The following is a 20,957-nucleotide window of genomic DNA, read 5'->3' as shown; positions in this document are numbered from 1 at the left end:
GAGGAAGCGCAACGCCCAAACCGACGATGACTCAGAGCCTGCAATCAGCAGCGGGTAATGGGCGGCGCCAGTGCCGAGGACTGGATGACAGCCGGGAAGAGACCGGCACCTGATTTCACCGATTGGCCTTAGATGCTGAGGGCCAGACGGGAAATCAACCGCCCTGGAGGGCAGCAGCATGAACATCAAGGGTTTGGATAAGGCAGAGGTCTTGGCGGCCCTCTTCAATGCGTCACACCAGCAAGGGATGGGCTTTTTGGATTCTCGCGGCGGCCGCGATATGACGAAAGAGCGGGCAGCGGAAATCCTCAAAATTACCGGGGACTTCGATTACCTGGATGGCCGAGTGATGAAGATCAGCCTGGATCGCGACGAAGTCGAAACCCGCCTTTACGACCGCGACAACGGGCAAGGCGCTGCCGAACGCGCCATCGCGCATCTGGTTGCAGCGCGAGACAAAACTGATGCCGCTGGCGTAGCGATGCTCACGCCGGCGCCGGGAGGAGCCACTTCACGATCTCGCACGGCGGCAAGATCCAGCACTGACAACAGCTTGGATATGACCAACCCGCTGAACCCGCTGAGCCCATTCAGCCCGCTCAATACCACGTTCGATAACTCGCCTCAAACCTCGTCGGATCAATGCTCAAGCACTAGCCACACCAGCAGCGACTACGGTTCGAGCAGCTCATCAAGCGATAGCTCGTGCAGCTACTCAAGCGACAGTGGCTCGTCCAGCAGCAGCTACGACTGAAAACGCATGTCGACCTTGGATGCCACCAAAAACATCACGCTCGAGCTGGAACATCCCGCTGGCTCGATGAAGTTCGAGGGCGACTTGGCCGAGGGGCTGTACCTCGCAGCGCGGCACCTGAACGGGCAAGAAAGACGGGCCCTGATCGAGCGCCTACAGGCCAGCTACGCCGAACTGGAAGCAGTCGGCAGATAGACAACCTGCGCCAGCGTCAGCCTGACGAAAACTGCCCGATACCTGGAACGCTTCAACGCTGACCAGGCCGCATCGGAGAGTGAGCGAAGCGTGCCCGAGCGGGCTGCAGCGCTAGGATCGCAAAGCCCCGTGAATGTCCTGAGCCGGCACCCGCGAGACGGCCAATACCAAAAACGCGGCGGGAAACAAGCAGGCATAGCGACCTGGTGTTTCGATCACTCTCCGATTCGGATGACACTGCGGCGTATAACTGCCCAATTGCATCATGACGGACTTGGCAGAGAGATAATCAAGGCTTGCCCAGCGCATCCAGTTCATCTGCTTCCTAGATGTTTGAGCTCGGGAAAATCAAGCAAAAAAAGGCGCCGTAGCGCCTTTTTTACGGGGGAGTTACTTAGCTTTAGTAAACGTCTCAATCCCGTTGCGCAGATGGCTGGTGATCTTGCCGTCGTCCCCCAGCTCCAAGGCTATTTTCTTCTGTTTCGTCACAAGAAGCTTGTCGGACTCGGGATACAAAAAGACTTCCACGTCCATATAGCCGTTTTCGTCTTTATCAATGTGTGCCAGAGCGCGATAGCCATCATCAGCCTTGGTAACAGTAAGTGTTTCGGACAACTCATCGGAATATTTCCAGACTCCAACAAAGTCCTTGCCCTTGTCACTGCAACCCACCAAGGCGGTGCAGGTCATGAGTGCGAAAACCAGATTTCTCATTTCATTTCTCCTTTTTGCAAATCTATTTCGTCCTTAGGGTTCAGCTTTTGCCACTCTTTCAGGACCCGGTGATTGCCACCACAGCTATCTACGCTTGATTAGTGCTGTGCAGTAAGCCGGGGCAGATCATACAGGAAACGACCATATGTCAGCGCCCGCCGCCTGCACCCCACTGAACAGGTGGCCACTGCCTTCCCAGTGAGCAAGCAACAGAGGATTGGCAGCCATGTAAACGACATTGACCCGGCCTACCGCATCAGGCGGCGCCGGCAAGCAAGGTTCACGTAGGGAGGCCTCGTGAACCAGCGACATGAAAAGCCCCGCAGTGATGGGGCTTTTTTTTTACCCAGCGTTTACCCGTCAGCACTCTCCCCTGCGCCCACCGGCATGTGTCAGGCGGCCAGAGTGCTGACGAGTACACGCACCGAACTGAGGAAAGGACATGCACCCACAAATTCAACAGCGCGTGGATGGCCTGAACGCCATGCGCGCTCGCACTAATCTCGCCACGGCGGAGTTCTACGCCATGATCGGTAAAGAACCTCCCGCCCAGAAGATTCGCTACCAAGCAGTAGCCAAGAGCGCCAACGCTTGGCACGTTGTGGAGATCAGCACCGGCAAAGTCCGCGGCTTCCGTTTCAGCTACAAGGAGGCTGCCAATTACGCCCAGATCCTCGAATCGCGCGCTGACGGTGTGGTCGTCACCCTGTCGCAGGCGGTGCTGCAATGATCGGCGAGAGCGTGCCGGATCAGCATAAGCAGGCGATCGCGCAGCTCGCCGCCCAGATCGATCACTTCCTTGCCACGGGTAAGCGCGTCCAGGACATACCGGCAGGCAAGAGCGGCATTGTTTCGCTCACAGCGATTGGCAACCATCCGAAGAATCTTAAAGCGCGCCGCGACCTGCACGAGCCCCGTGTGCGCGAGTTGGCGGCCAACGGCAACACCGCGCCTGCAATCGCCACCGCTGTCGGCATCGACAGCCGAACCGTCCAGCGTATTGCAAAAGAGCACGGCATTACCCTCACCGCGGGCAACTGATGCGGCGCCTTCAACAGTCCGCGAACCACCGTCGCCGCCAAACTCAACACAACCTCCCACCAAGCGGGCTCCCGGCCCCACCGGAGAAACACGCATGTCCATTCCCACAGATACCGCCGAATTCCTCGAAGAGCTGAACGGCGGGGCGTTCGCCAGCCAGATCGGGCACGCCCTCTCCGAAGTAGCCGCCGGGGTCGTTGATCACGGCAAGGCCGGCAAGCTGGTCATCACCCTGGACTTCAGCCAGATCGGCGAATCCCACCAGGTGAAGATCAAGCACAAGCTCGATTACAAGGTGCCAACCAAGCGCGGCACTCGCAGCGAGAACACCAGCCTCGACACGCCGATGCACGTCGGTACCGGCGGCAAGATCTCGCTCTTCCAGGAAAAGCACGACCAGCTGTTCAGTCGTGACGAAGCACCCATCAAGCCCCGCACCTAATACCTCCCATCCCCACACGAGACTTGTGACATGTCCCTGAGCAAAGAAGCGATTCAACTCATCACCGACACCGCGCTGGAAGCCACCGGCAAGGCGTTGCCTACTGACACTCCCACCGCACTGCTGCCGGAAGGCACCAAAGTTGTGGATCTGGAAAAGTACCAAGCTGGTCGTAGCCGCTTCCGTGGCACCTACGCCACTCACGCACTTGCAGACTTCAGCACCTACGTAGCCGACCGCGCAGCGACTGGCGCGCGGGGCTTCATCAACCAGGAGGAAATGAGCTGCGTTCTGTTGTTCAACCTCGGCACCGCTTCTGAGCCTGGCCACGCCGATGATCGTGCCGTGCTGAAGCTCAAGGCAACCGCCGGCTACACCGCGGCGCAGCAAGTCGCAGGCAATCGCCTTGCCCAGAAAGACCTGAGCGACTGGATCGAAGACTGGCACCAGTACCTGACCCCGGTCGACGACGCAGGCGCTGCCATTCCAATCGCCAAGGCCATCGCGGCGGTACGCACAATCACCATCAAGGCCACCAGCGAATCGGAGACAACGGTCGGCGACACCAGCGCAAGCCGCAGTGCCATGGACCAGATCGAGGCGCGCAGCAAAGAAACCCTGCCGGCGGCGCTACAGTTCCACGTCGTGCCATTCGAAGGTTTGACCGAGCAGCTCATCACCCTGCGCATTTCCGTCATCACCAGCGGGCCGGTGCCGGTCCTGAAACTGCGGTGGGTCGGCGAGGAAGTGCAGCGGGAAGCGATCGCGCAGGAATTCAAGTCAGTGTTGGAAGACAAGATCGGCGCGGCGGCGAAACTCGCGCTTGGCAGCTTCTCGGCCTGACATGTAACGCGAGCGTGGCATCGCAAGGTCGGTGTCGCGCAGAGATAACGCCCATGCCGTTGCGCGGCCCGAAGGGCGGAGGAAAACCAAGATGCCGAAGAACGAACTCACTCAGGTACAGGCGGAAACACTGGCCTTTATCACCCGATACATTGCTCAAAATGGCTACTCCCCAACTTACGCGGAGATCGCCAAAGCTGAAAAGGTCAACGTTAACGCCATAGGCGAACGCGTCGCGGCGCTGATCAAGAAGGGTGCAGTCACAAAAGCTGATGGAATTGCGCGGAGCATCCGACCAGTCGTTCAGGCCTGATGCCTTGTAAACGAAACAAGTCATCAGTTCCCTATGCTGCAGCGCCAGAAGGCAGGATATCCCCAAACCCCCAGACTGCCGTCCCGACCAATATCAGGAGGATGCCGATTTTCTGGCAGATGGCAACCTGCGAGATGTACTTGGATCGGGTCGCATTGAAGGTGTCGGAAACAAAACCGGATGGCTTGAAAACATCAGCCATGTCTCTGGCTTTAAGGTCTGCAAGAAAAGCAACTCCCGCCATTATCGCACCGCCCCTTGCGATCCAAATGCTGGGCTTTTCTAAACCGTAGCAGAGCGCGGCGGCGACAACTGGAACGAGTATGGCAAGCAGCGCGTAGGCAATGAAACCATTCCTCGCACGAATTACCAGTGGTTCGTAGATACACGCCTCTTTTTCTTCCATCTGTTATCCGCTCGTTTGGTTTCGCACCACGTATAGCCCACCACCAACCTATTCGCCACCGAAGTTTCGGAGGCTTTCGCATGGAGCATTGCTATGTTCAAAAAGGTGTTCACCGAGCCAGGCGCATTCAAGGCCCTATACGCCGCTCAGCGCTGGCTGGAGGAAAACGGATACAGCTACGGCCCAACGTGCGTGATGCATCCAGCTCCAATCCTGAAGGGAGATTACGTCATTGCGAAATGGCGGAATCTGACCAAAAAGGAACTAAAAGCGTTGGACGGATGGTTTGATGGCGACCTCCGAGAAGGACCGGTGACGGTACAGCTAAAGGCTGCACCTGATCAGTGAATCACCGGTAGCGCATCAGCCGCCACCTCGATCGCCACCGTCGCCTCAGCCACATCCGCTGGGTTGTAGAGCTGCTCGCCGTACATCGACTGAATCGCCAACTCCGTGAGCTCGTCGATATCGACGCAGCATTCCTGCGCCGCAACCAGCACCGCCTTCAGCGCCATCCGCAAAACCCTTTCCCTGTCTTCGCTCATGACCGTATTCCTTCCTGTGGAGAGGTAAGCGTAGCCGACTTAGGCTGGAAAGACTCGCATTGGGCTATATTTCGCGATTATCCTGCGAAAACGCTTTCACTCCAAAGTTGGACAAGTCGCGTTTAAATGCTTCAAAGGTCTTGGAAGACTTGAAGCGTTCGGGATTGGATAAGATTGACTTTGAGACTTTATCCTTCTGACTCTGGTCCATATTAGAGTAGTTATCTGTCATATCCTGGGCCTCATCGAATATATACTGCAAAAATCCTCTAGGAAGCCGGTGCGAGCGTAGCGAGAGCCGACCTTCGGCCAATGCAACTCGACTCGACCGCATAGCATTGGAATCTTTGTGCCCTGTTAGGCCAATAAGAATAAATCCAGGAAGCTTTGTATATATCATCTGACTAGTCTCAGACTCCGGCAGACTCATTTGCATGGTCCTGAGGAGATACCGATTCAGGTTAGGTGGAGCGCCTATTACGTTTGTCTCCGCGATGCCCGCTATGGGATAAAGATGCTGCTCATACACGCCTAGACTTCTACCCTCTCCCAATAGATAGGCGGCCAACGCAGCCTCTGCAAGATCATATTTCTGAGAGACCTTCGGAGAATGAGTGTTATCCAAGCTACGAGCGTAAGTTAACGTTCTCCAAGTAAGTGATGCGCAAAATTTTGAAAGCCAGCTACCGTACCGGGCCTCGCTCTCTTCCTTATCCATAAATGGATAAAACACCCTGTTAGCGAATTCACGCTCCCAAGCTGAGAAAAGCTGTTCACATGACCTGCATAACCAATAGTCCTTAGCAATATCTTGTGAACGCTTATTTATCGACTGATTGAATCGTATAAAACCTGTAGCAGAAGTATCCTTCAACCATTTGCCGATAAATTTCGGTATGAAATGACTGAGTTGAAGTTCACTGTCTTTTTTACACAGTTTGCAAATTCCCTCGGGCATAGCTTGCTCCTGAAATGCCTTAAAGAGCTAATTCAACCACATCCCTGCGCTACGCTTGTAGCGCTTTCTGATGAATATACATGACCACAGCAATCGATTTATTTGCCGGCATCGGCGGATGGTCTACCGGTGCCCGCGCGGCGGGCTTCGAAGTCCTCTGGGCAGCAAACCATTGGCCGGTCGCGGTCGAATGGCACAGCGCCAACCACCCCGACACGCTTCACGTTTGTCAGGATCTGCATCAGGCCCGTTGGGATCAGGTTCCGGCGCACGACATCCTGTTGGCCTCGCCGTCCTACCAGGGTCACTCGAGGGCACGCGGCCAAGCCAACGGCAATCCCCAGCATGATGCCTCCCGGTCGACAGCATGGGCGGTCGTGTCAGCGCTGGAATGTCACCGCCCCGGTATAGCGCTCGTCGAGAACGTTCTCGAGTTCGCGGATTGGGCGCTCTATCCGGCCTGGACGGCAGCTGTGCAGGCGCTCGGCTACCAGGTGGCGCCGCATATCGTGGACTGCGCCGACCTGGGCGTGCCTCAACACCGCGTGCGCTTGTTCCTGGTGCTGACGCGCAGTAAAGCCCCTTTGATGCTCGAGCTGCACCGGCGCCAGCACGTCGCCGCCTCGAGCTTTCTGGATTTCGAGGGTGGTAAATGGTCGCCGATCGTAAAGCACGGACGCGCCGCCGCAACACTGCAACGTGTGGAGAATGGACGTGCACGCTTCGGCGAGCAATTCATTATGCCTTACTACGGCAAAGGGTCTGGCCTCACGGGCCGAGACACCAACCGACCGATCGGCACTATCACCACGCTGGACCGCTGGGCCTTGGTTCGCGGCGAAGAGATGCGAATGCTCAGCGCTGACGAGGCCTTGGCCGCCATGTCTTTTCCCGCTGGCACGCTGCGGCCGAACAACCACCGCCAGACCATGCACATGGCCGGCAATGCAGTTCCCCCGCTCGCGGGTCAACGCGTTATCGAAGCGCTTATAAACGCCGCCTGACCTGTAGGACATCACTAAGCAAGACATTTACTTGAGCAAGCCCACGGCGAGGATACCGATATGCGCTCAGGCAAGCTCGGGCATTTATCATTTGGATTCCGCGGGCCCAAGGAAAGTAATTGCTTTTTCGATTAGAAAACTTTTTCGAACCAACTCATCTCTGTCATCAGACAAGTCGAGGAACTCGTTCGCCTCGCGTAAATCAGTGAAGACGTTGGCATTCGATGCATGGAATATCACGGCTTGACGGAAGTATTTCTGCAATAGGTAGCATTGGTCGCTCGGGTTATCCAGCACGCGCCCTGTGTGAACACTTCGATTGCGGTAGTCTTTAATGTGTTCGAGTACCTGACGATGGTACAAGCGGTCGCGCCACATATAAGAACATCTGCGCACTAGCAGATCAGTATTATTATCATTGGGCGCCATTAGCGTCTCTAATGCAGCCCAGGTTTTTTGCAAAGCAAAGTTCTTATCTCGACCGTCAAAAGCCCTAGCATACCTGACGATTGACTCCTTTATCGTATGAGCATCTCTATGAGCATGGATTTTCTCGTTCAGACTCGTAAAGTGATCCAGAACCGCCGAACGTTTTTCTGAGGGCATCCGTTTCGCTTTAACCTCGGTGTATTCAGGCTCATACCAATATGTGTCACTGGAAAATAATCTCCCGTCGCTTCTGTGCAGCGTATGCATACCGCCGAGCATTATCTCATTGATGGGAAGTCGCAGACTTGAATCATCTCCAAGCGCCATCTTGAATACTGAGTTTGAGATTAAGCAAAACAGCCCCCTTACATAGTCGAGTTCAGCTAAAGCCAGTTCAACTCCGTCATGCCCATTTTTTGCATTGAACTTAATGACCACGGGGCAGTAGGATGCAGGCATAGCATCTCCTCCTTCTGGCCACATATCGTCAAAACCGAACCGGCCGTGATATTTCTTTGGCAGTCCGGACGGCCAGCTTTGGATCGACACCGACGGCAGCACTATTCTTGGCTTTGGAAAACCACCCTCAATAGAGATAGAGGTCACTACGACAAATTCAGAAACCGGCTTCCTGCCGTACCCAATCGCCTCCCTGTTCAACTCTAGAATAAAACTCTCGGCAGTGTGAACGCCGCTGGCGACCCATCTGCTCAACGACTTTGTGTAAAAGGTCTTGGAGGTGGAATAACTAAAATCCTTATGAAACTCAATCATTGAGAATAGGATGGAGTCTAGTTCAAATTTCTCGAATCCAGTAAATGACACGCGACCGTCCGGAAGAACTGACGCAATCTTAATCATCTTCTCCAAGATAATTATCGGCTTCAGCTTCTTGTTTGTTCTCCACGCTATTTTCAATCTCGGCTCCGGTCGAAAAATATCTCGCAATGGCCGAACGATGCCGGGGCGAGTCATCCCCCTATATATTACCTGTAAGAACGCTACCTAGCCCCTATCTTCCGTAATGGCAAGTAGGGCCGCAGCGACGATTCCAAATCTTGCTGATGCTCCGCCCGATCGCGCTGGCATCCATATTTTTATCATCCCAACTGCCTGCTGCTTATGCGGCGAGGATCCGTATGAACATTTACCGGCACACGTTCGCCGCAGTCTGCCCGGCCGACGACGAAACTATCATCTATCGGCTTGAGGTCAGGTCGCGGTCGATGATTCACGTGGAGCACATAAAGACGGCCACCGCGCTGATCAAGAAAGGCTGGCACGAACAAATCGCCGACCACCTGGCTGAAAGGCTGGGCGGCGATCAAACAATCACCGCTGTGCACCAAGGCGTCGAAATCGAAACCGTGCGGCTTAGCGGATGATTGCGTACCACGGTACCCCAGTCGGGGGCAGGCGCGAGGATGCCGCCAAGTTCCTCGCCGGGAGACACGCTCTGGTGCCGTTTCCGAGGCAGGACGACATCGGCGTTGTCGCTGATGTGTGTCAGTCATTCGTCTTCGATAACGGTGCTTTCTCGATCTGGACCAAGGGCGGCACGCTGGACGTGTCTGGCTACATAGAATGGGTCGAGAAGTGGCACCGCCACCCGGGTTTTGAGTGGGCGCTTATCCCGGACGTGATCGACGGTGACGAGACAGCGAATGATGCACTGATTGCTGAGTGGCCCACTGAGTTGCGCGGGGTGCCTGTATGGCACTTGCACGAATCTCTCGATCGGCTGCAGCGCCTGGCAGCCGACTGGCAAACAGTTGCGTTCGGCAGTTCCGGGCAGTGGCGTTCGCCAGGCACCGCAAGTTGGTGGAAGCGAATGGGCGCTGCGATGGATGCGATCTGCGACGACCAGGGCCGCCCGGCCTGCAAACTTCACGGCCTGCGAATGCTCGACCCCTCCATCTTCCAACATCTACCGTTCGCGTCAGCCGACAGTACGAATGCCGCAGTGAATGGTGGAAGCATCAGCCGCTTCGGTATGTACGCCCCGCCCACTGCCGGACAACGGGCCAACGTGATTGCCGACCGGATAGAAGCACACACCAGTTCGCCTATCTGGCTTCGCGAGAGACAAACCGAGCTCGCTCTGTAACCCCTTCCCCATCTATCCATATGCCTGCCGGTGTACGGCGGGCGAGGTATTGCTATGTCTCGAAATATCAAAACCCGCGAGGGCTTCGACTTCTGGGATCGGCTCAACGCCATTCCGCATTACGGATTCCTGCTGAATGAGCGCGGCAACGGTGTCGTGCGGGTAGAGGGCGTCGGCTACTGGATCGAGCGTAATGCCGCCCAAGTTATAGTCGATGATGCGCAATCAGAAGTGAATGTCCTGCGTGAGGAAAACGCCAAGCTGCAAGCCGAGGTCACCGCCCTCAGCAAAAACGTCGTCGAGTTCACCCGGGAAGACTTCGACGCGACGCTGAACTACCTCCGCCGCATGGGAGCCAGCATCGACGGCAAGAACGCCTACAAACTCGATCTGTGCGACAGCATCACCGGCGCCATGGCGTTCGGATACCAGAACGCGAATCCACCGCCCGAGGGGCATTGGGCAAAGCAGTTTTGGGACATCGGCCGGGCCGAGGGTGAAGCGCGCAAAGATCTGACCGCAGCGCTGAAGCTGAACCGCGAAAACCTCCGCGCCTGCCAGGCCACTATCCATTACGCCGGCGGCTTCGATCCGGCCTACGTGAACGACGCCCAGGCGGCGATGAAGGTTGCCGACGCAGTTCTGGCGAAGTACCCGCCACTCAACCCCGCATAGACCCCGGACGGAGTTAGCCAATATGGATTCTGAAATCCTTTCGGATGAAGAACTCGCCGAAATCACCGGCTACAAGGCCAGGGCCTACCAGCGCCGGTGGCTGGATGATCGCAAGTGGCTGTATGTCGAGAGCCGCGGCAAGCGGCCGCTCGTTGGCCGGCAGTACGCACGGATGAAGCTCGGCATGCTCTCGCCAGGCATTGTCGACGCAAATCCGCCGCCGCCGCGCCCGGTCTGGACGCCAGATTTCTCCCGAGTGAGCTGATATGCGCCCACGCAAGACAGAGAACCGGGACTTGCCACCGGGTGTAGTGCGCCGCAAGCGCCTGCGCAAAAACGGCAAGGTGTGGGTTGGGTACTACTACCGGGATTCAACCGGGAAAGAGATCCCGCTGGGCAGCGACTTGGACAAGGCCCGGGTGAAATGGGCAGAGCTCGAAGCAAAGGATAAGCCGGCTGACCTGAAGGTGATGAAAGCAATTTTCGACCGGTATGACCGGGAAATCATCCCAAAAAAGGCTCCGCGCACTCAAGTGGACAACCGCGCGGAGCTGAGGCAGCTCCGCCCGCTCTTCGATGAAGCGCCGATAGATTCGATCACGCCGTCCATGATCGCTGGATTCCGGGACGCTCGGACGGCAAAGGTCCGCGCCAACCGGGAGATCGCCCTCTTGTCGCACATCTTCAACATGGCGCGCGAGTGGGGAATCACCGAAAGGGAGAACCCGTGCCAAGGCATCAGAAAAAACAAGGAGACGCCGCGTGACTACTACGCAAACGCGGTGGTGTGGGATGCCGTGTACGCCATGGCGGAGCCCGAGCTCAAGGAAGCAATGGATCTGGGGTATCTGACCGGCCAACGCCCTGCCGATGTCATCCTAATGCGCAGCGACGACCGTGACGGTGATTACTTCATGGTCATCCAGGGGAAGACGAAGCAGAAGCTCAGGATCTTGCTGACGACGGAGTTAGGGGAGAACAGCCTGGGAAGGTTGATCAGGGAGATCACGGAGCGGAACGCGCACCACTCGTCCAAGTACCTGCTGATCAGCAAGCACGGGAAACGAATGACGAAGGGGATGTTGCGTTTGCGGTGGGACAAGGCCCGGGAGAAAGCTCAGCAGAAGGCGATCAAGGACGGCGATCCGATGCTGGCAGCGAAGATAGGGGGATTTCAGTTCCGGGACATCAGGCCAAAGGCCGCGTCGGAAATTGTCGATATCGGCGATGCCAGCTTGCTGCTGGGACACACCAAACAGGAGATCACCAAACGCGTTTACAGACGCGTCGGCGTGACGGCGAAGCCTTCCAACTAGGGGAAGTTTCGGAACTCGTTCCCTGAAAGTTTCGGAACCCCTCCCAAAACGATCAAATACAGCCCAGCGAGCACCAAACCCCGGAAACGAAAAAGCCCTGCATAAGCAGGGCTTTTTACTGTGTTTGGCGGGGAACTAGGGATTCGAACCCTAGAAACGCTATTAACGTTCGCCGGTTTTCAAGACCGGTGCATTCAACCACTCTGCCAATTCCCCGAAGCATCTGCGCCGGAAGGTTTTGTGAACCCTCCCTCGCTTTGCGGGCGCCATAATACCGTAATGAAACAAGCTGTCAAACTCTCCGGCTAGCGCGCTGCCGCGCCTCTGTTATGATCTTTGCAACTTGAGGTTTCAAACCCTTCATTTTCACCATCAGGAGTAGCGCCATGCGCGAACAGGATTACGCAGTCAACAACCGCGTGCAGGTCGAGCAGCTAGAGGTTAGCCGCGTCCTGCGCAACACTTACGGCCTTCTGGCCCTCACCCTCGCCTTCAGCGGCGTCATGGCGTTCGTCTCTCAACAGATGAACTTCCGTTACCCGAACGTCTTCGTCGTGCTGATCGGCTTCTACGGTCTGTTCTTCCTCACCAACAAATTGCGCGATTCGGCGTGGGGGCTGGTCTCGGCGTTCGCGCTGACGGGCTTCATGGGGTTCATCCTCGGCCCGATCCTCAACCGTTACATCGGCATGCAGGGCGGCGCTGAAGTCGTTGCTTCCGCGTTCGCGATGACGGCACTGGTCTTCGGTGGGCTGTCGGCCTATGTGCTGATCACGCGCAAGGACATGAGCTTCCTCGGCGGCTTCATCACCGCAGGCTTCTTCGTGTTGCTCGGGGCCGTGGTGGCCAGCATGTTCTTCCAGATCAGCGGCCTGCAACTGGCGATCAGCGCCGGCTTCGTGCTGTTCTCGTCGGTCTGCATTCTGTTCCAGACCAGCGCGATCATTCAGGGTGGTGAGCGCAACTACATCATGGCGACCATCAGCCTGTATGTATCGATCTACAACCTGTTCATCAGCCTGTTGCAGATCTTCGGCATCATGGGCAGCAAAGACTGATCAGTCTGCCCGCTTCAACAAAAAGCCCGCTTCGGCGGGCTTTTTGCTGTCCGGCGTTCGTGAATTCTTTATCATTGCGCCCATGTTCCCTGTCAGCGCCCCACCGAGCCGCCCATGAAGTTCGCCATCGCCCTGCATTCGCCCGCCCACGCGCCCTCCTCCCGACGGGCGTTGCTGTTCGCCAAAGCCGCGTTGGCGCAGGGTCATGAAATCGTGCGCCTGTTCTTCTATCAGGACGGCGTGCACAGCGCGTCCGGCAATGTGGTGTCGCCCCAGGACGAGTCGGACACCGCCGCGCAATGGCGTGATTTCGTCACCACTCACCAGCTGGACGGCGTGGTCTGCATTGCAGCGGCCCTGCGCCGGGGCGTGTTGAATGCTGAAGAAGCGGAGCGTTATTCAAGACCTGCGGCAAACCTGCCGGCACCCTGGGAATTGTCGGGGCTGGGTCAGCTGCACGACGCAGTGCAGACGGCCGATCGCTTGATCTGCTTTGGAGGACCGTGAAGTGGCGAAGTCTTTATTGATCATCAGCCGTCAGGCGCCCTGGTCCGGTCCGGATGCCCGCGAGGCATTGGACATTGCCCTGGCCGGCGGCGCGTTCGATTTGCCGGTCGCTATGCTGTTCATGGACGACGGCGTATTTCAGTTGGCGACGGCGCAGAACGCCAGTCAGGTGCAGCAGAAAGACCTGACCGCCAACCTTCAGGCGTTGTCGATGTTTGGCGTGGAAGACCTGTTCGCCTGCAGCACCAGCCTGAGGGAGCGAGGGATGCAACCGGTCGGCTTGAGCGTCGAACCGCTTCAGGTACTGGATGACCCGCAAATCGCCGCGCTCATTGACCGTTACGACCAGGTGATCACAATCTGATGGCTACCCTGCACGTACTCTCTCACTCCCCGTTCACCGACTCACGCCTGAGCAGTTGCCTGCGCGTGCTCGGCAGCGAAGACGCAATCCTTTTGTGCGGCGACGCGACCTATGCGTTGCACGCAGATACCGCCACCGCCCAGACACTGAGCGCGAAAACCGGCAGCCTGAAGCTGTTCGTGCTCAATGAAGACGCCACCGCTCGACACATCGCGCTGCCTGACTGGGCCGAAGGCGTCGACTACGCCGGCTTCGTTGCGCTCTCGGTGCAATACGACAAGGTCAACACGTGGCTATGAAACAGCTCATCGTCGACGGACGCAGCATCGCGCTCGACAAAGACGGCTATCTCGACGACCTGCACGACTGGTCCAGCGAAGTCGCTGAAGCCCTGGCCCTTGAGGCAGACATCGTCCTCACGCCGGAGCACTGGGAAATCCTCGAACTGCTCCGCGCGTTCTACGCGGAGTTTCAGCTGTCCCCGGCCACGCGGCCGCTGGTCAAGTACACCGCGCTGAAACTGGGCGCCGACAAGGGCAACAGTTTGCACCTGAATCGTCTGTTCAACGGCACTCCCGCCAAACTTGCCGCCAAGCTGGCGGGCCTGCCCAAGCCGACCAATTGCCTATGACCGACTTCGCCCCCCTTCTCACCGAAACCCCCGCCGAGCATCCGTTCGCGCCCTTCGTTCGTATTCTCGGCAAGGGCAAGCGTGGTGCGCGCAACATGACCCGGGCTGAAGCCCGGGAAGCCATGGGCATGGTGCTCGATGAAAAAGTCGAAGACACCCAGCTCGGTGCTTTTCTGATGCTGCTGCGGCACAAGGAAGAGAGCCCGGATGAACTCGCAGGCTTCACCGATGCGGTGCGTGAACGTCTGCACGCGCCGGAACTGACGGTCGATATCGACTGGCCGACCTATGCCGGCAAGAAGCGCCATCTGCCGTGGTACCTGCTGGCGGCCAAGTGCCTGGCGCAGAATGGCGTGCGCGTATTGATGCACGGTGGCGGCGCTCACACCGCTGGCCGCCTGTACAGCGAGCAGTTGCTGGAGCTGTTGGGCATTCCGCTGTGCCGCAACTGGCAAGCGGTGGGAGAAGCGCTGGAGCAGCAGAACATTGCGTTCTTCCCCCTCGGCGACTGGGCGCCACAGCTGCAGCGAATGATTGATCTGCGCAATACGTTGGGGCTGCGCTCGCCGATCCACTCGCTGGCGCGCATTCTCAATCCGCTGGGCGCGCGGTGCGGGCTGCAGAGTATTTTCCATCCTGGCTATCAGGGCGTGCATCGCGACGCCAGCAGCCTGCTCGGCGACCACGCCATTGTGATCAAGGGCGACGGTGGTGAGGTCGAGATCAATCCCGACACCATCAGCCACTTGTACGGCACCACCGATGGCCAGCCGTGGGATGAGGAATGGCCGGCATTGTCGGACCGTCGCCACGTGAAGCCGGCCACCCTCGACCCGCAGCATCTGGTCGCGATCTGGAAAGGTGATATCGAGGACAGCTACCCGCAACTGGCGCTGATCGCAACCATGGCGCTCGCGCTGCGCGGCCTCGGAATGCCGCGGGCTGAAGCCTTCACGCAAGCCGAGCAATATTGGGCGAATCGCAACAGATCGATTTAGCCGATAGCTACTCCCCAGTCTTTGCGTTATTCGTTCGAACGATTGCCTTTAGACTGATCTCCAACGTACTTCGGTACAGCTCAATTTGGAGTCAGACATGGGCCTTCTCGTTGAAGGACGCTGGCAAGACCAGTGGTACGAAAGCAGCAAAGACGGCGCTTTTCAGCGTGAGCAAGCCAAGCGCCGGAACTGGGTCACCAGCGATGGACGTCCCGGACCGTCCGGTGAAGGCGGCTTCAAGGCAGAAGCGGGTCGCTACCATCTGTACGTTTCCCTGGCCTGCCCGTGGGCCCACCGCACGTTGATCGTGCGCAAGCTCAAGGGCCTGGAAAGCCTGATCGACGTCTCCGTGGTCAGCTGGCTGATGCGCGAAAACGGCTGGACGTTCGACAAGCAGACCGGCTCCACCGGCGATGCGCTGGACGGCCATACCTTCATGTACCAGCGCTACCTCGCCGACACCGCCGATTACACCGGTCGGGTCACGGTACCGGTGCTGTGGGACAAGCAGCTGAATCGTATCGTCAGCAATGAGTCGTCGGAAATCATCCGGATGTTCAATTCGGCGTTCGACGAACTGACCGGCAATCACCTGGATCTCTATCCAGAGCCGCTGCGCAACGAAATCGACCGGCTGAACGACCGTATTTACCCGGCCGTGAACAACGGTGTCTATCGCGCCGGCTTCGCCACGTCACAAGGTGCGTACGAAGAGGCGTTCGATGAAGTGTTTGCCGAGCTGGATGCGCTGGAAACACTGCTGGGCGAAAAGCGTTACCTGGCAGGTGAATACCTGACCGAAGCGGATGTACGCCTGTTCACCACGTTGATCCGGTTTGACGCGGTGTACCACGGGCACTTCAAGTGCAACCTGAGGCGCATTGCCGACTACCCGAACCTGAGCCACTGGGTGCGCGAGATGTACCAGCTGCCGGGTGTGGCTGAGACGGTGGATTTTGTACACATCAAGCATCACTACTACGGCAGCCATGCCACCATCAATCCGACCGGTGTTGTGCCGAAAGGGCCGCAGCAGGATTTCAGCGGCGAGCATGATCGCGGGCGTTTGAGCGGGAAAGGGATTTTGCAGAACAGCTGACCTGAACGATGCAATTGTAGGAGCCGGCTTGCTGGCGAACGCGGCGTGTCAGTCGATACATTCGTCAATGATCAGCTGCGTTCGCCAGCAAGCCGGCTCCTACAGATTTTGTCCCACCACACACGCTTATTGCGAATTCAGCGCAGGCGCACGGGCGAGATCAGACGGTCGCCTGAGCGCCTTCGAACCACGCCAGTTTTTCCCGCAACTTCACCACCTCCCCCACGATCACCAGCGTCGGCGCATGAACCTCATGCTCCGCGACCAATTGCGGCAGATTGGCGAGCGTGCCGGTGAAGACGCGCTGGTTGACCGTGGTGCCCTGCTGGATCAGCGCAGCGGGCGTATCGGCCGAGCGGCCATGTTTGACCAACTGCTCGCAAATGACCGGTAGCCCGATCAGGCCCATGTAGAGCACCAGGGTCTGCGATGGCGACACCAGATCCTTCCACGGCAGGTCGGTAGAGCCGTTCTTCAGGTGACCCGTCACGAAACGCACCGACTGCGCGTGATCGCGGTGGGTCAGCGGAATCCCGGCGTAGGCCGCGCAACCACTGGCCGCCGTAATGCCCGGCACGACCTGAAAGGGAATGCCGTGGGCCGCCAACTCTTCGATTTCCTCGCCGCCACGGCCGAAGATGAACGGATCGCCGCCCTTGAGCCGCACCACGCGTTTACCCTGCTTGGCCAGATCCACCAATTGCTGGTTGATCTGATCCTGAGGCAAGGCGTGATCGGCGCGCTGCTTGCCGACGTAAACCCGGTCGGCATCGCGGCGGCACAAATCCAGAATCGCCGGCGCGACCAGGCGGTCGTACAGAACGACGTCCGCCTGTTGCATCAGACGCAGTGCGCGAAAGGTCAGCAGATCAGGATCGCCCGGCCCCGCGCCCACGAGGTACACCTCGCCGGTCGTGGGCGGCGCATCGCCATCGATCTTGGCTTGTAACAGACGCTCGGCTTCAGCGCCCTGCCCGGCCAGTTGCCGATCGGCGATAGGCCCCTGAAATACATCCTCCCAGAACGCCCGACGCTGCTGAACGTTAGGAAACAGCCCTTTCACCTGATGACGAAAGCGTGCGGCCAGACCGGCCAGATGCCCGTAAGTCGGTGGAATCCAGGTTTCCAGCTTGGCGCGGATCAGACGTGCCAGCACCGGCGCATCGCCACCGCTGGACACCGCAATCACCAGCGGCGACCGGTCGACGATCGCCGGGAAGATCACGCTGCACAGCGCAGGCGCATCCACGACGTTGACCGGCACGCCACGCTGGCGTGCATCGGCTGACACCTGCGCATTGAGCGGCTCGTCGTCGGTGGCAGCGATGATCAGCACGCAGCCGTTGAGGTCAGACTCGGTGTAGCCGCGCAGAATCTGCTCGCCACCACTGCGCTCGATCAGCTCGCGCACCTCCACTCCGATCTCGGGGGCAACCACGCGTAGTACCGCCCCGGAATCAGCCAGCAGGCGAGACTTGCGCAAGGCAATCTCGCCGCCGCCCACCACCAACACCCGAGCGCCACGAAGGTTATGGAACAGCGGCAGGAATTCCATTTAGCCGATCACCTCGATGCCGCCCATCCAGGGCTTGAGGACTTCAGGCACGCGGATCGAGCCGTCGGCCTGCTGGTAGTTTTCCAGCACTGCCACCAGCGTGCGACCCACCGCGAGACCCGAACCGTTCAGCGTGTGGACCAGTTCCGGCTTGCCGGTTTCCGGGTTGCGCCAGCGTGCCTGCATGCGACGCGCCTGGAAATCGCCGCAGTTGGAGCACGACGAGATTTCACGGTATTTGTCCTGGCTTGGAATCCACACTTCCAGGTCGTAGGTTTTCACTGCGCTGAAACCCATGTCGCCGGTGCACAGCGCCAGGACGCGGTACGGCAATTCGAGCAGTTGCAGAACGCGTTCGGCGTGACCGGTCAGGCTCTCCAGCGCTTCCATGGATTTTTCCGGCTCGACGATCTGCACCATCTCGACCTTGTCGAACTGGTGCTGACGGATCATGCCGCGGGTGTCGCGGCCCGACGCGCCGGCTTCGCTGCGGAAGCACGGGGTGTGGGCGACGAATTTCAACGGCAACTGTTTGGCGTCGATGATTTCGCCGGAGACGATGTTGGTCAGCGACACTTCGGCGGTCGGGATCAGGTACAGATCGGCCTCGCCTTCGCGGGAGATCTTGAACAGGTCTTCTTCGAATTTCGGCAGCTGGCCGGTGCCCTGCAACGCAGGCGCCTGGACCAGATATGGCGTGTAAGTCTCTTCGTAACCATGCTCATTGATGTGCAGCGTGATCATGAACTGCGCCAGCGCACGGTGCAGGCGCGCAATCGGGCCACGCAACAGGGCGAAACGGGCGCCGGACAGCTTGGCGGCGGTTTCGAAATCCAGCCAGCCGAACTTCTCGCCCAGGGCAACGTGATCCTGAACCGCGAAGTCGAACGACGCCGGCGTACCCCATGTGCGCACTTCGACGTTTTCTTCTTCGTCAGCGCCCACCGGCACTGATTCGTGGGGCAGGTTCGGCATGCTCAGCGCCATGGCATCGAGCTCGGACTGAATGGCGTCCAGCTCTTTCTTGCAGGTGCTCAGCTCTTCGGCCATGCGATCGATGTCCGCCATCAACGGCGCGATGTCTTCGCCGCGTTGCTTGGCCTGGCCGATGGATTTGGAACGGGCGTTACGCTCGGCCTGAAGCTGTTCGGTGCGGGTTTGCACCGTCTTGCGCTGGGCTTCCAGCGCTTCGATGCGGGCCACGTCCAGTGTGTAGCCACGGGAAGCCAGGCGATCCGCTACGTCCTGAAGTTGGGTACGTAACAGTTTGGAGTCGAGCATATCGGTCTCTCGTTTATAGAATTCGGGTCAAAGACAGGCCGGCCCATGTCGCGAGCAGCCCGCCCAGTACGCTGATGAGGGCGTAGCCAATGGCCAGAGGAGCCTGGCCGCTTTCAAGCAGACGAATCGTGTCCAGTGAGAAAGACGAAAACGTCGTCAAACCACCGAGAAATCCCACCATCAATCCGGCGCGTAACTCGATCGGCACCTCCGGGCGAATCAGAAACAGCCCATAGAGCAGACCGATCAGCAGGCAGCCCACCAGGTTCACCGCCAATGTCGCCGTGTAGAAATAGCGCGGCCAGTTCGCAGCCACCACGTTAGCCGTGGCGAAACGCAGTAATGTACCAGCGACGCCACCGGCGGACACGGCAAGAATCAATTGAAGCACTATTTTCTCCTCTGACGTGGGCTGGCGCGGTCGAGCGCCGACAGGTGTTTGAGCTTTTCGCCGATCTTCAGCTCAAGGCCGCGGGGGACCGGCTGGTAATACTGGCGCGGTTCGAGTTCGTCCGGGAAGTAATCCTCGCCCGCCGCGTAAGCGTCCGGCTCGTCGTGGGCGTAGCGGTATTCTTCGCCGTAGCCCAGCTGTTTCATCAGCTTGGTCGGCGCGTTGCGCAGATGCAGCGGGACTTCCAGCGAGCCATGCTCGGTGGCTTCTCGCATGGCCATCTTGAAGCCCATGTACACGGCGTTGCTCTTCGGTGCGCAAGCCAGGTAAACGATGGCCTGCGCCACGGCCAGCTCGCCTTCCGGGCTGCCGAGGCGTTCCTGCACATCCCATGCCGACATGCACAGCGGCAAGGCGCGCGGATCGGCGTTACCGATGTCTTCGCTGGCCATGCGCACCACCCGCCGCGCCAGATACAACGGGTCGCAGCCGCCGTCGATCATCCGCGCGAACCAGTACAGCGCAGCGTCTGGGTTGGAGCCGCGAATGGATTTGTGCAGCGCGGAAATCTGGTCGTAGAACGCTTCGCCACCCTTGTCGAAGCGACGGCGGCTGTCACCGAGCAGGCTCTGCAGCAATTCAGGATCGATTTCGCTGCCGTCTTCTGCCAGGTCCGAGGCGTTCTCCAGCAGATTGAGCATCCGCCGGCCATCCCCATCCGCTGCAGCCAGCAGCGTCGTGAACGCCTCGTCGCCCAGGGTCAGATGGCGATTGCCCAGCCCGCGTTCTTCGGTCAGCGCGCGGTTGACCAACTGCCGCAGCGCCCCTTCGTCCAGGCTCTTGAGCACGTAGACACGGGCGCGGGAGAGCAGCGCGTTGTTGAGTTCGAATGAGGGGTTTTCGGTGGTGGCGCCGATGAAGATCAGCGTGCCGTCTTCGACATAGGGCAGAAACGCGTCCTGCTGCGACTTGTTGAAGCGGTGCACTTCGTCGACGAACAGGATGGTGCGGCGGCCGTACTGACCCGCCTGCTGCTTGGCGATCTCCACCGCCTGGCGGATCTCTTTGACCCCCGCGAGCACTGCCGACACCGTTTCAAAATGCGCGTCGGAGACTTTTGCCAGCAACCGCGCCAGCGTGGTTTTGCCCACGCCGGGCGGTCCCCAGAAAATCATCGAATGCAGGGCGCCCTGCTCCAGCGCTTCACGCAGCGGCTTGCCGTGGGCAAGCAGATGCTGCTGGCCGACGTACTCGTCCAGATTGGTCGCTCGCAGGCGGGCGGCCAACGGTTGCGCGATCGGTTCAGTGCTGAACAGGTCCATGAAACAGGT

30 protein-coding genes and 1 tRNA gene are annotated in these 20,957 nt (G+C 58.7%); 21 read left to right on the top strand and 10 right to left on the bottom strand.

Annotated features, from left to right (window positions below):
* The first annotated feature begins 178 nt into the window (after nucleotides 1–178).
* Nucleotides 179–754, top strand: a complete 576-nt coding sequence (locus tag ACQKEN_RS16960; RefSeq protein ID WP_427687205.1) for a hypothetical protein — start codon at nucleotides 179–181, stop codon at nucleotides 752–754.
* Nucleotides 755–760: 6 nt separating this feature from the next.
* Nucleotides 761–949 carry a hypothetical protein gene (locus ACQKEN_RS16955; RefSeq protein WP_427687204.1) on the top strand — a complete coding sequence of 63 codons (189 nt, stop codon included), beginning with the start codon at nucleotides 761–763 and terminating at the stop codon, nucleotides 947–949.
* A 390-nt stretch (nucleotides 950–1,339) separates the two neighbouring features.
* On the opposite strand, the gene ACQKEN_RS16950 is transcribed toward ACQKEN_RS16955, so the two are convergent.
* A complete protein-coding gene (locus tag ACQKEN_RS16950; RefSeq protein ID WP_427687202.1) occupies nucleotides 1,340–1,663 on the bottom strand; it encodes a hypothetical protein in 324 nt (107 codons plus the stop codon).
* Between the two features lie 442 nt (nucleotides 1,664–2,105).
* On the opposite strand from ACQKEN_RS16950, the gene ACQKEN_RS16945 reads away from it, so the two are divergent.
* The 5 genes from ACQKEN_RS16945 (at nucleotide 2,106) to ACQKEN_RS16925 (ending at nucleotide 4,302) form a co-directional block, all read left to right on the top strand.
* Nucleotides 2,106–2,393 carry a hypothetical protein gene (locus ACQKEN_RS16945; protein ID WP_427687200.1) on the top strand — a complete coding sequence of 96 codons (288 nt, stop codon included), beginning with the start codon at nucleotides 2,106–2,108 and terminating at the stop codon, nucleotides 2,391–2,393.
* Nucleotides 2,390–2,704: a hypothetical protein gene (locus ACQKEN_RS16940; protein WP_427687198.1), complete on the top strand. Its 315-nt coding sequence runs from the start codon at nucleotides 2,390–2,392 to the stop codon at nucleotides 2,702–2,704. The genes ACQKEN_RS16945 and ACQKEN_RS16940 overlap by 4 nt, the downstream gene beginning before the upstream one ends.
* A gap of 94 nt (nucleotides 2,705–2,798) precedes the next feature.
* Complete coding sequence (locus ACQKEN_RS16935) at nucleotides 2,799–3,146, top strand: hypothetical protein (protein WP_427687196.1); 348 nt, start codon at nucleotides 2,799–2,801, stop codon at nucleotides 3,144–3,146.
* A 30-nt stretch (nucleotides 3,147–3,176) separates the two neighbouring features.
* Nucleotides 3,177–3,989, top strand: coding sequence for a DUF2303 family protein (locus ACQKEN_RS16930; RefSeq protein WP_427687194.1), 813 nt, complete (start codon nucleotides 3,177–3,179; stop codon nucleotides 3,987–3,989).
* A gap of 91 nt (nucleotides 3,990–4,080) precedes the next feature.
* A complete protein-coding gene (locus tag ACQKEN_RS16925; protein WP_427687192.1) occupies nucleotides 4,081–4,302 on the top strand; it encodes a LexA family protein in 222 nt (73 codons plus the stop codon).
* A 31-nt stretch (nucleotides 4,303–4,333) separates the two neighbouring features.
* Here ACQKEN_RS16925 and ACQKEN_RS16920 read toward each other — a convergent pair whose 3' ends face one another.
* Nucleotides 4,334–4,708: a hypothetical protein gene (locus tag ACQKEN_RS16920; RefSeq protein ID WP_427687190.1), complete on the bottom strand. Its 375-nt coding sequence runs from the start codon at nucleotides 4,706–4,708 to the stop codon at nucleotides 4,334–4,336.
* 93 nt (nucleotides 4,709–4,801) lie between these two features.
* On the opposite strand from ACQKEN_RS16920, the gene ACQKEN_RS16915 reads away from it, so the two are divergent.
* Entirely contained in the window at nucleotides 4,802–5,056 is a 255-nt protein-coding gene (locus ACQKEN_RS16915) for a hypothetical protein (RefSeq protein WP_427687188.1), read from the top strand.
* Here the strand turns inward: ACQKEN_RS16915 and ACQKEN_RS16910 are convergent.
* Both ACQKEN_RS16910 and ACQKEN_RS16905 read right to left on the bottom strand, forming a co-directional pair.
* The gene (locus ACQKEN_RS16910; protein WP_427687186.1) at nucleotides 5,050–5,253 is read right to left on the bottom strand and encodes a hypothetical protein; all 204 of its coding nucleotides are present in this window, start codon (nucleotides 5,251–5,253) and stop codon (nucleotides 5,050–5,052) included. The two genes, ACQKEN_RS16915 and ACQKEN_RS16910, sit on opposite strands and share 7 nt — an antisense overlap.
* Nucleotides 5,254–5,317: 64 nt before the next feature.
* A complete protein-coding gene (locus ACQKEN_RS16905) occupies nucleotides 5,318–6,211 on the bottom strand; it encodes a hypothetical protein (RefSeq protein WP_427687184.1) in 894 nt (297 codons plus the stop codon).
* An 80-nt stretch (nucleotides 6,212–6,291) separates the two neighbouring features.
* Between ACQKEN_RS16905 and ACQKEN_RS16900 the strand changes: the two genes are divergently transcribed.
* Nucleotides 6,292–7,215: a DNA cytosine methyltransferase gene (locus tag ACQKEN_RS16900; protein ID WP_427687182.1), complete on the top strand. Its 924-nt coding sequence runs from the start codon at nucleotides 6,292–6,294 to the stop codon at nucleotides 7,213–7,215.
* 87 nt (nucleotides 7,216–7,302) lie between these two features.
* Here ACQKEN_RS16900 and ACQKEN_RS16895 read toward each other — a convergent pair whose 3' ends face one another.
* A complete protein-coding gene (locus ACQKEN_RS16895) occupies nucleotides 7,303–8,562 on the bottom strand; it encodes a hypothetical protein (protein ID WP_427687180.1) in 1,260 nt (419 codons plus the stop codon).
* Nucleotides 8,563–8,702: 140 nt separating this feature from the next.
* Here ACQKEN_RS16895 and ACQKEN_RS16890 point away from each other — a divergent pair, with 140 nt between their 5' ends.
* From ACQKEN_RS16890 to ACQKEN_RS16870, 5 genes are read left to right on the top strand one after another with little or no spacing between them, the layout of a single operon-like run.
* On the top strand, nucleotides 8,703–9,029 hold the full coding sequence (locus ACQKEN_RS16890) for a hypothetical protein (RefSeq protein WP_427687178.1): 327 nt from the start codon (nucleotides 8,703–8,705) through the stop codon (nucleotides 9,027–9,029).
* On the top strand, nucleotides 9,026–9,751 hold the full coding sequence (locus ACQKEN_RS16885) for a hypothetical protein (RefSeq protein ID WP_427687176.1): 726 nt from the start codon (nucleotides 9,026–9,028) through the stop codon (nucleotides 9,749–9,751). The genes ACQKEN_RS16890 and ACQKEN_RS16885 overlap by 4 nt, the downstream gene beginning before the upstream one ends.
* A 54-nt stretch (nucleotides 9,752–9,805) precedes the next feature.
* Complete coding sequence (locus ACQKEN_RS16880; RefSeq protein ID WP_427687174.1) at nucleotides 9,806–10,426, top strand: hypothetical protein; 621 nt, start codon at nucleotides 9,806–9,808, stop codon at nucleotides 10,424–10,426.
* Between the two features lie 22 nt (nucleotides 10,427–10,448).
* Nucleotides 10,449–10,691: a DUF4224 domain-containing protein gene (locus ACQKEN_RS16875; protein WP_427687172.1), complete on the top strand. Its 243-nt coding sequence runs from the start codon at nucleotides 10,449–10,451 to the stop codon at nucleotides 10,689–10,691.
* Between the two features lies 1 nt (nucleotide 10,692).
* Nucleotides 10,693–11,742, top strand: a complete 1,050-nt coding sequence (locus tag ACQKEN_RS16870; protein ID WP_427687170.1) for a tyrosine-type recombinase/integrase — start codon at nucleotides 10,693–10,695, stop codon at nucleotides 11,740–11,742.
* Nucleotides 11,743–11,867: 125 nt separating this feature from the next.
* Here ACQKEN_RS16870 and ACQKEN_RS16865 read toward each other — a convergent pair.
* Nucleotides 11,868–11,958: transfer RNA gene (locus ACQKEN_RS16865), tRNA-Ser, on the bottom strand.
* Nucleotides 11,959–12,128: 170 nt separating this feature from the next.
* Here ACQKEN_RS16865 and ACQKEN_RS16860 point away from each other — a divergent pair.
* The 7 genes from ACQKEN_RS16860 to ACQKEN_RS16830 all read left to right on the top strand — a co-directional run bounded on the left by ACQKEN_RS16860 (nucleotide 12,129) and on the right by ACQKEN_RS16830 (nucleotide 16,399).
* Entirely contained in the window at nucleotides 12,129–12,800 is a 672-nt protein-coding gene (locus ACQKEN_RS16860; RefSeq protein WP_074891968.1) for a Bax inhibitor-1/YccA family protein, read from the top strand.
* Nucleotides 12,801–12,914: 114 nt separating this feature from the next.
* Nucleotides 12,915–13,307, top strand: a complete 393-nt coding sequence (gene tusD, locus ACQKEN_RS16855) for a sulfurtransferase complex subunit TusD (protein WP_427687168.1) — start codon at nucleotides 12,915–12,917, stop codon at nucleotides 13,305–13,307.
* A 1-nt stretch (nucleotide 13,308) separates the two neighbouring features.
* Nucleotides 13,309–13,671 carry a sulfurtransferase complex subunit TusC gene (gene tusC, locus ACQKEN_RS16850; protein ID WP_427687166.1) on the top strand — a complete coding sequence of 121 codons (363 nt, stop codon included), beginning with the start codon at nucleotides 13,309–13,311 and terminating at the stop codon, nucleotides 13,669–13,671.
* On the top strand, nucleotides 13,671–13,970 hold the full coding sequence (gene tusB, locus ACQKEN_RS16845; RefSeq protein ID WP_427687164.1) for a sulfurtransferase complex subunit TusB: 300 nt from the start codon (nucleotides 13,671–13,673) through the stop codon (nucleotides 13,968–13,970). The genes tusC and tusB overlap by 1 nt, the downstream gene beginning before the upstream one ends.
* Nucleotides 13,967–14,302: a TusE/DsrC/DsvC family sulfur relay protein gene (locus ACQKEN_RS16840; RefSeq protein ID WP_427687162.1), complete on the top strand. Its 336-nt coding sequence runs from the start codon at nucleotides 13,967–13,969 to the stop codon at nucleotides 14,300–14,302. Before tusB ends, ACQKEN_RS16840 begins: the two co-directional genes overlap by 4 nt.
* Nucleotides 14,299–15,300, top strand: a complete 1,002-nt coding sequence (locus tag ACQKEN_RS16835; protein WP_427687160.1) for a glycosyl transferase family protein — start codon at nucleotides 14,299–14,301, stop codon at nucleotides 15,298–15,300. The genes ACQKEN_RS16840 and ACQKEN_RS16835 overlap by 4 nt, the downstream gene beginning before the upstream one ends.
* A gap of 97 nt (nucleotides 15,301–15,397) precedes the next feature.
* Nucleotides 15,398–16,399, top strand: a complete 1,002-nt coding sequence (locus ACQKEN_RS16830) for a glutathione S-transferase family protein (RefSeq protein WP_427687158.1) — start codon at nucleotides 15,398–15,400, stop codon at nucleotides 16,397–16,399.
* 160 nt (nucleotides 16,400–16,559) lie between these two features.
* On the opposite strand, the gene cysG is transcribed toward ACQKEN_RS16830, so the two are convergent.
* The 4 genes from cysG to ACQKEN_RS16810 are packed head-to-tail and all read right to left on the bottom strand — an operon-like array spanning nucleotide 16,560 to nucleotide 20,948.
* Nucleotides 16,560–17,954, bottom strand: a complete 1,395-nt coding sequence (gene cysG, locus ACQKEN_RS16825) for a siroheme synthase CysG (RefSeq protein ID WP_427687156.1) — start codon at nucleotides 17,952–17,954, stop codon at nucleotides 16,560–16,562.
* On the bottom strand, nucleotides 17,955–19,235 hold the full coding sequence (gene serS, locus ACQKEN_RS16820; RefSeq protein ID WP_427687154.1) for a serine--tRNA ligase: 1,281 nt from the start codon (nucleotides 19,233–19,235) through the stop codon (nucleotides 17,955–17,957).
* A gap of 13 nt (nucleotides 19,236–19,248) precedes the next feature.
* The gene (crcB, locus tag ACQKEN_RS16815; RefSeq protein WP_427687152.1) at nucleotides 19,249–19,626 is read right to left on the bottom strand and encodes a fluoride efflux transporter CrcB; all 378 of its coding nucleotides are present in this window, start codon (nucleotides 19,624–19,626) and stop codon (nucleotides 19,249–19,251) included.
* Nucleotides 19,626–20,948, bottom strand: a complete 1,323-nt coding sequence (locus tag ACQKEN_RS16810; protein ID WP_192174829.1) for a replication-associated recombination protein A — start codon at nucleotides 20,946–20,948, stop codon at nucleotides 19,626–19,628. The genes crcB and ACQKEN_RS16810 overlap by 1 nt, the downstream gene beginning before the upstream one ends.
* Nucleotides 20,949–20,957: the final 9 nt, after the last annotated feature.

It is taken from the genome of Pseudomonas sp. NPDC078416, assembly GCF_050268485.1.
Taxonomy (GTDB): Bacteria; Pseudomonadota; Gammaproteobacteria; order Pseudomonadales; family Pseudomonadaceae; genus Aquipseudomonas.
The sequence above is the reverse complement of the archived record's forward strand: the minus strand, read 5'-3'. Positions and strand labels throughout refer to the sequence as shown.

Bases quoted from the DNA above. Each gene is read 5' to 3' on its own strand.
- ACQKEN_RS16900 (WP_427687182.1), top strand. From the start codon at position 6,292: ATGACCACAGCAATCGATTTATTTGCCGGCATCGGCGGATGGTCTACC.
- ACQKEN_RS16920 (WP_427687190.1), bottom strand. From the start codon at position 4,708: ATGGAAGAAAAAGAGGCGTGTATCTACGAACCACTGGTAATTCGTGCG.
- ACQKEN_RS16930 (WP_427687194.1), top strand. From the start codon at position 3,177: ATGTCCCTGAGCAAAGAAGCGATTCAACTCATCACCGACACCGCGCTG.
- ACQKEN_RS16955 (WP_427687204.1), top strand. From the start codon at position 761: ATGTCGACCTTGGATGCCACCAAAAACATCACGCTCGAGCTGGAACAT.
- ACQKEN_RS16960 (WP_427687205.1), top strand. From the start codon at position 179: ATGAACATCAAGGGTTTGGATAAGGCAGAGGTCTTGGCGGCCCTCTTC.
- ACQKEN_RS16940 (WP_427687198.1), top strand. From the start codon at position 2,390: ATGATCGGCGAGAGCGTGCCGGATCAGCATAAGCAGGCGATCGCGCAG.
- tusD (WP_427687168.1), top strand. From the start codon at position 12,915: ATGAAGTTCGCCATCGCCCTGCATTCGCCCGCCCACGCGCCCTCCTCC.
- ACQKEN_RS16935 (WP_427687196.1), top strand. From the start codon at position 2,799: ATGTCCATTCCCACAGATACCGCCGAATTCCTCGAAGAGCTGAACGGC.
- ACQKEN_RS16950 (WP_427687202.1), bottom strand. From the start codon at position 1,663: ATGAGAAATCTGGTTTTCGCACTCATGACCTGCACCGCCTTGGTGGGT.
- ACQKEN_RS16885 (WP_427687176.1), top strand. From the start codon at position 9,026: ATGATTGCGTACCACGGTACCCCAGTCGGGGGCAGGCGCGAGGATGCC.
- tusB (WP_427687164.1), top strand. From the start codon at position 13,671: ATGGCTACCCTGCACGTACTCTCTCACTCCCCGTTCACCGACTCACGC.
- ACQKEN_RS16945 (WP_427687200.1), top strand. From the start codon at position 2,106: ATGCACCCACAAATTCAACAGCGCGTGGATGGCCTGAACGCCATGCGC.
- ACQKEN_RS16915 (WP_427687188.1), top strand. From the start codon at position 4,802: ATGTTCAAAAAGGTGTTCACCGAGCCAGGCGCATTCAAGGCCCTATAC.
- ACQKEN_RS16925 (WP_427687192.1), top strand. From the start codon at position 4,081: ATGCCGAAGAACGAACTCACTCAGGTACAGGCGGAAACACTGGCCTTT.
- ACQKEN_RS16810 (WP_192174829.1), bottom strand. From the start codon at position 20,948: ATGGACCTGTTCAGCACTGAACCGATCGCGCAACCGTTGGCCGCCCGC.
- ACQKEN_RS16870 (WP_427687170.1), top strand. From the start codon at position 10,693: ATGCGCCCACGCAAGACAGAGAACCGGGACTTGCCACCGGGTGTAGTG.
- ACQKEN_RS16875 (WP_427687172.1), top strand. From the start codon at position 10,449: ATGGATTCTGAAATCCTTTCGGATGAAGAACTCGCCGAAATCACCGGC.
- ACQKEN_RS16835 (WP_427687160.1), top strand. From the start codon at position 14,299: ATGACCGACTTCGCCCCCCTTCTCACCGAAACCCCCGCCGAGCATCCG.
- ACQKEN_RS16905 (WP_427687184.1), bottom strand. From the start codon at position 6,211: ATGCCCGAGGGAATTTGCAAACTGTGTAAAAAAGACAGTGAACTTCAA.
- ACQKEN_RS16860 (WP_074891968.1), top strand. From the start codon at position 12,129: ATGCGCGAACAGGATTACGCAGTCAACAACCGCGTGCAGGTCGAGCAG.
- cysG (WP_427687156.1), bottom strand. From the start codon at position 17,954: ATGGAATTCCTGCCGCTGTTCCATAACCTTCGTGGCGCTCGGGTGTTG.
- ACQKEN_RS16910 (WP_427687186.1), bottom strand. From the start codon at position 5,253: ATGAGCGAAGACAGGGAAAGGGTTTTGCGGATGGCGCTGAAGGCGGTG.
- ACQKEN_RS16880 (WP_427687174.1), top strand. From the start codon at position 9,806: ATGTCTCGAAATATCAAAACCCGCGAGGGCTTCGACTTCTGGGATCGG.
- ACQKEN_RS16830 (WP_427687158.1), top strand. From the start codon at position 15,398: ATGGGCCTTCTCGTTGAAGGACGCTGGCAAGACCAGTGGTACGAAAGC.
- ACQKEN_RS16840 (WP_427687162.1), top strand. From the start codon at position 13,967: ATGAAACAGCTCATCGTCGACGGACGCAGCATCGCGCTCGACAAAGAC.
- serS (WP_427687154.1), bottom strand. From the start codon at position 19,235: ATGCTCGACTCCAAACTGTTACGTACCCAACTTCAGGACGTAGCGGAT.